General features: G+C 55.8%; 10 protein-coding genes. 7 read left to right on the top strand and 3 right to left on the bottom strand.

The annotated features are described in order from the left end of the window. Positions 1-357: 357 nt before the first annotated feature. The 3 genes from brnQ to malZ all read left to right on the top strand — a co-directional run bounded on the left by brnQ (position 358) and on the right by malZ (position 5,139). Positions 358-1,677, top strand: a complete 1,320-nt coding sequence (gene brnQ, locus PGS10_RS12455; RefSeq protein ID WP_015368011.1) for a branched-chain amino acid transporter carrier protein BrnQ — start codon at positions 358-360, stop codon at positions 1,675-1,677. 123 nt (positions 1,678-1,800) lie between these two features. Beyond that, positions 1,801-3,174: a proline-specific permease ProY gene (proY, locus tag PGS10_RS12450; RefSeq protein WP_047044535.1), complete on the top strand. Its 1,374-nt coding sequence runs from the start codon at positions 1,801-1,803 to the stop codon at positions 3,172-3,174. 147 nt (positions 3,175-3,321) lie between these two features. Further along, a complete protein-coding gene (gene malZ, locus PGS10_RS12445) occupies positions 3,322-5,139 on the top strand; it encodes a maltodextrin glucosidase (RefSeq protein ID WP_047078663.1) in 1,818 nt (605 codons plus the stop codon). Here malZ and PGS10_RS12440 read toward each other — a convergent pair. After that, entirely contained in the window at positions 5,136-6,038 is a 903-nt protein-coding gene (locus PGS10_RS12440) for a LysR family transcriptional regulator (RefSeq protein ID WP_045390943.1), read from the bottom strand. The genes malZ and PGS10_RS12440 overlap by 4 nt on opposite strands. A 277-nt stretch (positions 6,039-6,315) precedes the next feature. Here PGS10_RS12440 and PGS10_RS12435 point away from each other — a divergent pair, with 277 nt between their 5' ends. The 3 genes from PGS10_RS12435 to PGS10_RS12425 all read left to right on the top strand — a co-directional run bounded on the left by PGS10_RS12435 (position 6,316) and on the right by PGS10_RS12425 (position 9,580). Then, positions 6,316-6,957, top strand: a complete 642-nt coding sequence (locus PGS10_RS12435) for a hydrolase (RefSeq protein WP_045390940.1) — start codon at positions 6,316-6,318, stop codon at positions 6,955-6,957. Positions 6,958-7,140: 183 nt separating this feature from the next. Further along, positions 7,141-7,686, top strand: a complete 546-nt coding sequence (locus PGS10_RS12430; RefSeq protein WP_045390938.1) for an antibiotic biosynthesis monooxygenase — start codon at positions 7,141-7,143, stop codon at positions 7,684-7,686. A gap of 25 nt (positions 7,687-7,711) precedes the next feature. Beyond that, positions 7,712-9,580: an amidohydrolase gene (locus tag PGS10_RS12425; RefSeq protein WP_047044530.1), complete on the top strand. Its 1,869-nt coding sequence runs from the start codon at positions 7,712-7,714 to the stop codon at positions 9,578-9,580. A 102-nt stretch (positions 9,581-9,682) separates the two neighbouring features. Here the strand turns inward: PGS10_RS12425 and PGS10_RS12420 are convergent, their stop codons facing one another. Both PGS10_RS12420 and acpH read right to left on the bottom strand, forming a co-directional pair. Further along, positions 9,683-10,285: a peroxiredoxin gene (locus PGS10_RS12420; RefSeq protein WP_015368004.1), complete on the bottom strand. Its 603-nt coding sequence runs from the start codon at positions 10,283-10,285 to the stop codon at positions 9,683-9,685. A 169-nt stretch (positions 10,286-10,454) separates the two neighbouring features. After that, complete coding sequence (acpH, locus tag PGS10_RS12415) at positions 10,455-11,036, bottom strand: ACP phosphodiesterase (RefSeq protein WP_045390931.1); 582 nt, start codon at positions 11,034-11,036, stop codon at positions 10,455-10,457. Between the two features lie 150 nt (positions 11,037-11,186). Between acpH and queA the strand changes: the two genes are divergently transcribed. Beyond that, positions 11,187-12,251 (top strand): tRNA preQ1(34) S-adenosylmethionine ribosyltransferase-isomerase QueA, encoded by a 1,065-nt coding sequence (gene queA, locus PGS10_RS12410; protein WP_015368002.1) that lies wholly within the window; start codon positions 11,187-11,189, stop codon positions 12,249-12,251. Positions 12,252-12,300: the final 49 nt, after the last annotated feature.

Genomic DNA, 12,300 nt, shown 5'->3' with positions numbered 1-12,300 from the left:
TTGCAGTCAACTTTACGTTGCGTATTAAACGAACGCCTGGTTATTTATTGTTCGCATGATTAGCCACGCGTTTTGCGTCGTTATGGTCAATTAATCCAGGTTCAAAATCATAGTTAGCATAATCATCTGGTTTTACGATCCCACCTTGCTTTAAAACGTTATAAGCGTTTAAATTGCCCCCTATGCAGTCCCGGTAAGACTGCTTTTGCGTGGTAATTCAAAAAACAATTCTTTTCCACGCCGCTTCGAGAGCATATCTCGCTGAGTTTACAGGCAATGGCCGCTGTATCATCCCGAAAGGAAGGCACGGTATTTTTCCGTTTTTACAACACCACATCCACAGGCAGTAATGAATTTATGACCCATCAGTTAAAATCTCGCGACATCATCGCGCTGGGCTTTATGACCTTCGCGCTGTTCGTTGGCGCAGGCAACATTATCTTCCCTCCGATGGTTGGCTTACAGGCCGGCGAACACGTCTGGACCGCAGCCATTGGCTTCCTGATCACCGCCGTGGGTTTGCCGGTGCTAACGGTAGTCGCGCTGGCGAAAGTCGGCGGCGGCGTTGAGCGTCTGAGCTCGCCAATCGGCAAAGTTGCGGGCATTCTGCTGGCCGTGGTGTGCTACCTGGCGGTTGGGCCGCTGTTCGCGACCCCGCGTACCGCAACCGTTTCATTTGAAGTGGGGATTGCTCCACTGACCGGCGACGGCGCGCTGCCGCTGCTTATCTATAGCGTTATCTATTTCGCGCTGGTGATTCTGGTTTCCCTCTATCCGGGCAAACTGCTGGATACCGTCGGCAATTTCCTGGCGCCGCTGAAAATTATCGCCCTGGTCGTGCTCGCGGTGGCCGCGGTAATCTGGCCGGCCGGCCCGATTAGCGACGCGATGGAAGCCTATCGTACCGCGCCGTTCTCTAATGGTTTCGTCAATGGCTATCTGACCATGGACACGCTGGGGGCGATGGTCTTTGGTATCGTTATCGTCAATGCCGCGCGTTCCCGTGGCGTTAGCGAAGCCCGATTGCTGACTCGCTACACCGTCTGGGCTGGTCTGATGGCCGGCGTGGGCCTGACGCTGCTGTACCTGGCGCTGTTCCGCCTGGGTTCCGATAGCGCGACGCTGGTCGATCAGTCGGCAAACGGCGCGGCTATTCTGCACTCCTACGTGCAGCATACCTTCGGCGGCGCGGGCAGCTTCCTGCTGGCGGCATTGATATTTATCGCCTGTCTGGTCACCGCGGTTGGCCTGACCTGCGCCTGCGCTGAGTTCTTCGCGCAGTATCTGCCGCTGTCGTATCGTTCGCTGGTGTTTATTCTCGGCCTGTTCTCCATGGCGGTTTCTAACCTGGGGCTCAGCCATCTGATTCAGATTTCGATTCCGGTGTTAACCGCTATCTATCCGCCGTGTATCGCACTGGTGGTATTAAGCTTTACCCGCGGTTGGTGGCATAATTCCTCCCGCGTTATCGCGCCGGCAATGTTTATCAGCCTGATGTTTGGTATCATTGATGGCGTTAAAGCATCGGCGTTCGCAGATATTCTGCCGCAATGGACCGCGAGCCTGCCGTTGGCAGCGCAAGGTCTGGCGTGGCTGCTGCCGACCGCGGTGATGGCCGTGCTGGCCGCGATCATCGATCGCGCAGCGGGTAGCCCGGTGGTCTCAAAAGCCCATTAACCGACGCTTTACGCAGGTGTTTAACCACGGGACTTAAGGTCCCGTGGTTTTTTGTTTTTTTGGTCATTCCCTTTTGCGTTTTGCCCCCGCAAAGCACAAACGAGAAAAACGGCATGGAACACGATGGAAAGTAGTAACAAGCTTAAGCGCGGGCTAAGTACCCGGCACATTCGCTTTATGGCCCTTGGTTCCGCTATTGGTACCGGCCTGTTCTATGGTTCGGCTGACGCCATTAAAATGGCGGGGCCGAGCGTATTGTTGGCATACATTATCGGCGGCGTGGCGGCGTATATCATCATGCGCGCGCTGGGCGAAATGTCGGTGCATAACCCTTCCGCCAGCTCTTTCTCGCGTTATGCGCAGGAGAACCTCGGCGGGCTGGCCGGCTATATCACCGGCTGGACCTATTGTTTTGAAATCCTGATCGTCGCGATTGCCGACGTGACCGCCTTCGGTATCTATATGGGCGTCTGGTTCCCGGCGGTGCCGCACTGGATATGGGTACTGAGCGTGGTGCTGATTATCTGCGCCGTCAATCTGATGAGCGTGAAGGTGTTCGGTGAACTGGAGTTCTGGTTCTCATTCTTTAAAGTCGCCACGATTATCATCATGATCCTCGCCGGTTTCGGCATCATCATCTGGGGTATCGGCAACGGCGGTCAGCCCACCGGTATTCATAACTTATGGAGTAACGGCGGTTTCTTCAGTAACGGCTGGCTGGGGATGGTGATGTCGCTGCAGATGGTGATGTTCGCCTACGGCGGGATTGAGATTATCGGTATCACCGCCGGTGAAGCGAAGGATCCGGAAAAATCGATTCCGCGGGCGATTAATTCGGTGCCGATGCGTATCCTGGTGTTCTACGTGGGGACGCTGTTCGTCATTATGTCTATCTATCCCTGGAACCTGGTGGGGACTAACGGCAGCCCGTTCGTGTTGACCTTCCAGCATATGGGAATTACCTTTGCCGCCGGCATCCTGAACTTCGTGGTGTTAACCGCCTCGTTGTCGGCGATTAACAGCGACGTATTCGGCGTTGGCCGTATGCTGCACGGAATGGCCGAACAGGGGAGCGCCCCGAAGGTGTTCGCTAAAACGTCGCGTCGCGGTACGCCGTGGGTGACGGTGTTGGTGATGACCGTTGCGCTGCTGTTTGCGGTCTATCTCAACTACATCATGCCGGAAAACGTCTTCCTGGTGATTGCCTCGCTGGCGACCTTCGCCACGGTGTGGGTGTGGATTATGATCCTGCTGTCGCAAATCGCTTTCCGTCGTCGCCTGTCGCCGGAAGAGGTTAAGGCGCTGAAGTTCAAAGTGCCGGGCGGCGTGGCCACCACCGTGGTCGGCCTGCTGTTCCTGGTCTTTATCATCGCGCTTATCGGCTACCATCCGGATACCCGCATATCGCTGTACGTCGGCTTTGCGTGGATCGCGCTGCTGCTCGTTGGCTGGAAAATTAAGACCCGCCGCGACCGTCAGTTAGCCCAGGCGCAGTAATTCTCCGCTCTTCCGGGTCCGGCTTTGCCGCGGCCCGGAAAAATCACATCCTCCTCCTTTCTCCTCCCCCAATTATTCTATTGATGATGAGTTATACGCCGGTTCACTGTGGCAAGGTGTGGCCATTACGCAAAAAGAGGAATGATGATGTTGAAGGCCTGGCACCTGCCGGTTGCTCCTTTTATTAAAGAGCAACAGGAACGACTCGTTATCACATTGTGGCTAAGCGGCGAAACGATGCCGCAGCGCATTACGCTGCGCGCGGAAGAAGACAATGAAGAGCTGTCGTTGCCCATGCAGCGCCTGCGCCAATCCCCACACGCCGATGTCGTCGCCTGGCGTGGGGAGATCAACCTGACGAACGGCCAGCCGCGCCGCCGCTATAGCTTTAAGCTGCTGTGGGCGGACCGTCAGCTGTGGTTTACGCCGCAGGGTTTTCAGCGTTTTCCGCCCGCACGGCTGGAGCAGTTTGCGGTTGATGTGCCGGATAGCGGCCCGCAGTGGGTCGCCGATCAGGTCTTTTATCAAATTTTCCCCGACCGTTTCGCCCGTAGCGAGGCGCGAGAAGCCGGGCAGGACCAGGTTTATTACCACCATGCGGCCGGCCAGGATATTGTGCTAAAAGCGTGGGATGAGCCGTTAACCGGCGAGGCGGGCGGTTCGACCTTTTATGGCGGCGATCTCGACGGTATTAGCGAGAAGCTTCCTTATCTGAAGCAGCTTGGCGTGACCGCGCTGTATCTCAACCCAGTATTCGTCGCGCCCAGCGTACATAAATACGATACCGCTGATTACCGCCGTGTCGATCCGCAGTTCGGTGGCGATGCCGCGCTGCTGCGCCTGCGCCACAATACGCAGCGTGAAGGGATGCGGCTGATCCTCGACGGCGTGTTTAACCATACCGGTGACTCGCACCCGTGGTTCGATCGCCACCAGCAGACGAGTAACGGCGCCTGCCATCGGCCGGATTCACCGTGGCGTGAGTGGTTTAATTTTTCCCCGGACGGGGTAGCGCATAACTGGCTGGGTTACGCCAGTCTGCCAAAACTTGACTACCGTTCATCGAGCCTGGTTAATGAAATCTATGCGGGCGAAGACAGCGTGGTGCGCCACTGGTTAAAAGCGCCGTGGAGTATGGACGGCTGGCGGCTGGACGTGGTGCATATGCTGGGCGAAGATGGCGGCGCGCGCAACAACCTGCGCCATATTGCCGGTATCACCCAGGCGGCGAAGCGGGAGCAGCCGGAGGCTTTTGTATTCGGCGAACATTTCGGCGACGCGCGTCAGTGGCTGCAGGCTGATGCCGAAGATGCGGCGATGAACTATCGTGGTTTTACCTTCCCGCTGTGGGGTTTCCTCGCTAATACCGATATTTCCTACGATCCGCAGCACATCGATGCGCAAACCTGTATGGCGTGGATGGACAACTATCGCGCCGGGCTGTCGCATCAGCAGCAATTGCGGATGTTTAACCAACTGGATAGCCACGATACCGCGCGTTTCAAATCCTTGCTGGGTAAAGATGTGGCGCGACTGCCGCTGGCGGTGGTCTGGCTGTTCTGCTGGCCGGGCGTTCCGTGTATTTACTATGGTGATGAAGTCGGCGTCGATGGCAACAACGATCCCTTCTGCCGTAAACCCTTCCCATGGGATCCGGCACTGCAGGATGAAACCTTGTTGGCGTTATATAAACGTATGACCACCTTGCGTAAGGGGCATCAGGCGCTGCGCTACGGCGGCTGCCAGGTCATCTATGCGGAAGATAACGTGGTGGTCTTTGTTCGCGTTTATAAACAGCAGCGGGTGCTGGTGGCGATAAACCGCGGTCACGCCTGCGAGGTGGTAATCGACGCATCGCCGTTGCTGGAGGGGAAAACGTGGCAGCGTAAAGAAGGCGCGGGCGACATGCACGATGATGTGCTGAGTCTGCCCGCGATTTCCGCTAGCGTCTGGTGTAGCCGTTAACGGTAGAGCTGGCTCAGACAGCTGTCTTCGAGAATAGCTTCTCGCCACCAGCGCTGAGCCAGACCGTTATTGCCGCTACGCCAGGCCATATAGGTAATATCTTTCTCACGGCTCGAAATCACCGGTTTCTCCAGCAACTCACCGCTCTCCAGCCACGGGCGGGCGATGTGGCGGGGCAGGAATCCGCATCCCAAACCGGCGCGCAGGAGCGCGACTTTGGTGGCGAAATCATCGACCCGGATTTGCTCCTGCTCATCGAGCAGGTTGCTGTTCAATGGATGACAGTAGCGGGCGCTATCGCTAATAACCACCGCGCGATGCAGGCTAAGCTGTTTGTTGGTCAGCGGTTGGGTCGTTTCCGCCAGCGGGTGGCCGGGCGCGACAACGAACACGTTGTCCATCGCGCCGAGCATTTTCCACGACCATTCCGCTGAAGTCGGCGGTTCGTTAATCGCCCCAAGAATAATATCCGCGCCGTTGTGAGTCAGCTCCTCCCACGAGCCTGCCAGAGTATGATGGGTAAAGTTGAGGCGGGTTTGCGGATATTGCGCGTAAAACTTTTCAATCAGCGGCAATAGGGCCTGGAAAGGAAAAGAGTCGTCCAGCGCAATCGCCAGATCCCGCTCCCAGCCGGAACTCAGCAGCTGCGCCTGTTTTTCCAGATCGTTGGCGGCATTGAGCAGCAGGCGCCCCTTTTCCAGCATCATTTTACCGGTATCGGTAAATTTCGCCCGGTGTCCGGAACGATCCAGCAGACTGATGTTCAGATCGCTTTCCAGTTTTTGGATCATGTAGCTCAGCGCGGCGGGGGTTTTAAATAGCGACTCGGCCGCCAGCGCGAACGAGCCATGTCTATCCAGAGCATCAAGAATCAAAAGTACATCAAGGTTTAAACGCATTAGTTTCGATCCGTCAGTCTAATAATAACGTTGTTTTACCGAAGGGCCATGTTCAATTCCAGTGAATAAATTAGAACAGTTTCCCGTAATTTTTTGATTAGCTTTATTTAAATATTCAAACGGCCATTATTTTTACTCAAGTGAATTAAAACGGAAAGAATTCTTTAATAACTCGTTAGAAATTACTGACTATACTCATCATGCGTTATTGGCCACAATCAGCACAGCACAACGGCAGTGAATTATCTTCCTAACCAATTGATTAATAGGATATGTTATGTCTATTCGTGAACTGATTGATCCGTCTAATTCCACTCTTATTTTTATTGACCACCAGCCGCAAATGGCTTTTGGCGTGGCCAATATCGATCGCCAGACGCTGAAAAATAACACCGTCGCGTTGGCCAAAGCGGGCAAGATTTTTAACGTTCCTGTTATTTATACCTCTGTCGAAACCAAAAGCTTCAGCGGCTATATCTGGCCAGAACTGCTGGCGGTTCATCCGGAAGTGAAACCGATTGAACGTACTTCTATGAACTCATGGGAAGACGCCGGTTTTGTTAATGCGGTAAAAGCCACTGGACGTAAAAAACTGATTATTTCCGCGCTGTGGACCGAAGTGTGCCTGACTTTCCCGGCGCTGATGGCGCTGGAAGCAGGTTATGAAGTGTACGTGGTAACCGATACCTCCGGTGGTACCTCCGTTGACGCTCACGAGCGCGCCATCGACCGTATGGTGCAGGCCGGCGCCGTGCCGGTGACCTGGCAGCAGGTTCTGCTGGAGTACCAGCGCGACTGGTCACGTAAAGAGACTTACGACGCGGTGATGGATCTGGTTCGCGAACATAGCGGCGCCTACGGTATGGGCGTGGATTATGCTTATACCATGGTGCACGGCGCGCCGGAACGTAAAGCCTAAAACACTTCACCCTGCAAGCTGCCTCTTTGTTGGCTTCGTTTGCCCGCCCCGGTCACTGACTGATGTCAGCTCCCGGGGAAGGGCAATCTTGCCGCCTCAATGCGGCATGAATGATTTTGTGTATTGTCATTTATGGCTGATGGCGGGGGAAATCCCGCCATTCCCTGAAGCAAGGAATACTTAATGGCGCAACAGAAATCAGTGACGCTGGTCATCAGCCATCATCTCGATCCGCAAAACGGCCAGCGGTATGAAGCATGGTTGGGGAAAATCATGCCGGTTGCGGCGGAGTTTCCCGGCCATCTCGGCGCCAACGTGATCCGTCCGGCAGCCGGGCAAAATCTCTGGAGCGTGATTATTCGCTTCGACACCATTGAACATCTCTACGCCTGGACGCAGTCGGAAACCCGTCGTGAATTAGTCGCGGAAATCGCGCCGTATCTCAACGATGGCGATCGTACCGAAATCCGCACCGAACCGGCGTTCTGGTTTACCCCGCCTGCTGCCAACATTCGCCAGCCGCTGCGCTGGAAACAGTTTCTGATAACCCTGCTGGTCATCTTCCCGAGTACCAACCTGGTGCCGTGGTTGACCGGCATGGCGCTACCGGAGTTACGGGGAAGCTTGTTACTGCATCTGATTAACGATGCCCTGGTGGTCGCGTTGGTGGTCTGGCTGTGGATGCCAATCGTGACCCGTCTTTTTGCCGGCTGGTTGAAAAAAAACTAACTCAACCAGCTTAAAGGAGTGTGTTATGTCGCAAACTGCCACACTGATTCTGACCCACGGTCAGATTCATACGCTCGATCGCGCGAACCCACTGGCGGAAGCCGTGGCCATCGCCGAGGGAAAAATTCTCGCGACCGGAAGCCACGATCGAATAATGACGTTCGCCGCCGAGGGGACGCAAATTGTCGATCTTAAAGGCCATACGGTGATCCCGGGTCTTAACGACTCCCACCTGCATCTGATTCGCGGCGGCCTGAACTATAACCTCGAGCTGCGCTGGGAAGGCGTGCCATCGCTGGCGGATGCGCTGCGTATGCTAAAAGATCAGGCCGATCGCACCCCGTCGCCGCAGTGGGTGAGGGTAGTCGGCGGCTGGAGCGAATTCCAGTTTGCCGAACGCCGCATGCCGACGCTGGAAGAGCTGAATGAAGCGGCGCCTGACACGCCGGTATTCGTACTCCATCTGTACGATCGCGCGCTGCTTAACCGCGCGGCGCTGAAAGCCGTTGGTTATACCAAAGAGACGCCGGATCCGGCGGGCGGCGAGATCGTTCGCGATAACAACGGCAACCCGACCGGGATGCTGATCGCCAAACCGAATGCCATGATCCTGTATGCCACGCTGGCCAAAGGGCCGAAGCTGCCGCTCGATCTGCAGGTCAACTCAACGCGCCAGTTTATGCGTGAACTGAACCGCTTAGGATTAACCAGCGCCATCGATGCCGGCGGTGGTTTCCAGAACTACCCGGAAGATTACGAAATTATCGAGCAACTGCATGCCAAAGAGCAGATGACCGTTCGTATCGCCTACAACCTCTTTACCCAGCGGCCGAAGCAGGAGCTGGATGATTTCGAGCGCTGGACCGACATGCTGAAGCCGGGGCAGGGCACCGATTTCTATCGTGCCAACGGCGCTGGTGAAATGCTGGTCTTCTCGGCGGCGGATTTTGAAGACTTCCTGCAGCCGCGGCCGGATCTGCCGCAAGGCATGGAGGATGAGCTGGAGCGGGTGGTTCGTCATCTGGTGGAACATCGCTGGCCGTTCCGTCTGCATGCCACCTACGATGAGTCGATTAGCCGAATGCTGGATGTGTTCGAGAAGGTGAACCGCGATATTCCATTTAACGGCCTGCACTGGTTCTTCGACCACGCCGAGACCATCACCGAACGTAATATTGAACGCGTGAAGGCGTTAGGCGGCGGTATCGCGGTGCAGCACCGGATGGCCTTCCAGGGCGAGTATTTTGTCGACCGCTACGGCAAAGAGGCGGTGAAACATACGCCGCCGGTGGCGAAAATGCTGGAACTGGACGTACCGGTAGGGCTGGGTACCGATGCGACCCGCGTCGCCAGTTATAACCCGTGGACCGCGCTGTACTGGCTGGTTTCCGGGCGTACCGTCGGCGGCATGGCGATGTACGATGATAACAACCGTCTGCCGCGCGACGTCGCCCTTGAGCTATGGACCGCCGGTAGCGCGTGGTTCTCCAGCGAGCAGGGTAAAAAAGGACGTATTGAGAAAGGGCAACTGGCTGACCTGGTGGTGCTGTCAAAAGACTACTTCAGCGTTGCGGAAGAGGAAATCAAAGGCATTGAGTCGGTATTGACCATCGTTGATGGCAAGGTGGTGTACGCGGCCGGTCATTTCTCGCCGCTGGCGCCGCCGCCAATTCCGGTATTGCCGGAGTGGTCGCCGGTGGTAAAAGTGCCAGGGCATTATCGCTCGGCGCCGCCTGCGGCCGCGAAGATTGGCGCGGTAGTGCAGATGCACCAGTGCTGCGGCAGCTGCGGCGTGCATGGACATCAGCATGATATTGCGCGCAAGTCGTCGATTCCGGTGGCGGATGAGCAGGCTTTCTGGGGCGTATTAGGCTGTTCTTGCTTCGCGTTCTGATACTTTTGCCCGGTGGCGCTGCGCTTACCGGGCCTACAGTAAATATAACAGGCACAAAAAAGGCTCGCATTTGCGAGCCTTTTGACTAAAACGTCTAGCCGATTACAGGCTGGATACGTTCTCGGTCAGGTATTTAGCTACGCCTTCCGGAGAAGCGGCCATACCTTCTTTTCCTTTTTCCCACTGAGCCGGGCAAACTTCACCGTGCTCTTCGTGGAACTGCAGCGCGTCAACCATACGCAGCATTTCGTCGATGTTACGGCCCAGCGGCAGGTCGTTAACAACCTGGTGGCGAACGATGCCGTTAGCGTCGATCAGGAAGGAACCGCGCAGCGCAACGCCTTCGTCCGGATGTTCGATGCCGTATGCTTTCTGAATTTCACGTTTGATGTCGGCAACCATCGCGTATTTAACCGGGCCGATACCGCCCTGGTCTACCGGAGTGTTACGCCATGCGTTGTGAACGAACTCGGAGTCAAAGGAAACGCCAACCACTTCTACGCCGCGTTTCTGGAATTCTTCATAGCGCTTGTCGAAAGCGATCAGTTCAGACGGGCAAACGAAAGTGAAGTCCATTGGCCAGAAGAACAGGACGGTAGCTTTACCGTTGGTGTGCTGTTTGAAGTTGAATTTCTCAACGATTTCGCCGTTACCTAATACTGCTGCAGCGGTAAAGTCCGGAGCCTGACGAGTAACCAGAACCATATGATTCTCCTGTTATTACTAAGGTTAATTGGAACGCAACGCGGGCCAGTATAGGCAGAGGCGGGCAGGAACTCAATGCGGCGCTGACAATCGATGAGATAGATTTTGCCTATTGATAATTATTCAATAGCGCTTTCAGAATAATCGTTTTGTGAGAAAGCGCAAGGTTTTACAGCGTTCTCTTTTTCGCCTGGTCCATCATTCGCGGATAAAAACGCCAGAATTGCTGTTCCAGTTGCCCATAGTGGTTATCAAGGTCGTACCATGAATCACGCAGCGCATCGAGGCGCGGGCGGCGGCTGGCCATACCGTTCAGGACGCGCTGAATGAATTCCATATCCTGATAACGTTCCAGCCAGCGTTCGGACCACATATATTCGTTGAGATTAACAAAGCGCGGCGGCGAATCCGGCAGAATTTGCGCCACCTGCGCGTGGGCGTAGCGCACGAACTCGTTTAGCGGCAGATCCGGCGACAGCTGCGCCCAGTGATGCGACAGGAAATGGTCCCACATCACGTCGAGGGAAATCGGCGCGACCCGGCGGGTCTCGGGGCGAAACCATTCGCGCGCCGTTTTAACTTCCGCCAGATTGTCGGTCATTACATCTATACGCCGATGCATATAAATGCCGTCAACCACATCCTCAGGATACTCGCCCTGCGGGTTACCGCGGACAAAATCGGCCAGCAGGTTGCCCGGCAGCGAGCTATCCGCAAGATGGGCGAGGTGTAAATGCGCGAGAAAATTCATATCAACTTCAATCCTTCACAGGGTCATGGCGTTCTTGCTGGTTAATCATGGTATTCCGCTATTATATCCAGCGTTGAATAGGGTAACGGTTGCAGGAAGACCCGCCCGGCACTAGACTACCCGCCTCTTTATTTAGTCTGAGTCATCGTCATGCGCGTTACCGATTTTTCCTTTGAATTACCTGAATCCCTGATTGCTCACTATCCACAGCCGGAGCGCAGTAGCTGCCGCTTGCTGTCGCTGGACGGGCCGACGGGCGCGCTGACGCACGGTACTTTCACCGATCTGCTCGATAAGCTCAACCCTGGCGATTTGCTGGTCTTTAACAATACCCGGGTGATCCCGGCGCGTCTGTTTGGCCGTAAAGCCAGCGGCGGCAAGATTGAAGTGCTGGTCGAGCGCATGCTGGACGATAAACGTATTCTGGCACATATTCGCGCCTCTAAAGCGCCGAAGCCGGGGGCGGAGCTGCTGTTAGGCGATGACGAGAGCATTAACGCCACGATGCTGGCGCGCCACGGCGCGCTGTTTGAAGTTGAATTCAACGATGAGCGCCCGGTGCTCGATATCCTGAACAGCATCGGTCATATGCCGCTGCCGCCGTATATCGACCGCCCGGACGAAGACGCCGATCGCGAGCTGTACCAGACGGTATACGGCACCAAGCCGGGCGCGGTCGCCGCGCCGACCGCCGGCCTGCATTTTGACGATCCGCTGCTGGAAAAACTGCGCGCGAAAGGCATCGAGATGGCGTTTGTGACGCTGCACGTTGGCGCGGGGACCTTCCAGCCGGTGCGCGTTGACAGCATCGAAGAGCACATCATGCACTCTGAGTATGCGGAAGTGCCGCAGGATGTGGTTGATGCGGTTCTGGCGGCGAAAGCGCGCGGCAACCGCGTCATCGCCGTCGGCACCACTTCCGTGCGTTCGCTGGAAAGCGCGGCGCAGGCGGCTAAAAATGGCCTGATTGAGCCGTTCTTTGCCGATACGCAGATCTTTATCTATCCGGGATATCAGTACAAAGTCATCGATGCGCTGGTGACTAACTTCCATCTCCCTGAATCCACACTGATTATGCTGGTCTCCGCTTTCGCTGGCTATCAGCACACCATGAACGCCTATAAGGCTGCGGTAGAACAAAAATATCGCTTTTTTAGCTACGGGGACGCGATGTTTATCACGTACAATCCGCAGGCTATTTCTGAGCGTCCCTAAAAAGGCCGGCACGCCGGCTTTCTGACGCCTTGACGCATTTTTTAGCCAC

The sequence above is a fragment of the Klebsiella sp. 141153 genome, assembly GCF_032601995.1.
Taxonomy (GTDB): Bacteria; Pseudomonadota; Gammaproteobacteria; order Enterobacterales; family Enterobacteriaceae; genus Klebsiella; species Klebsiella aerogenes.
This window is presented reverse-complemented; position numbering and strand designations above follow the sequence as displayed.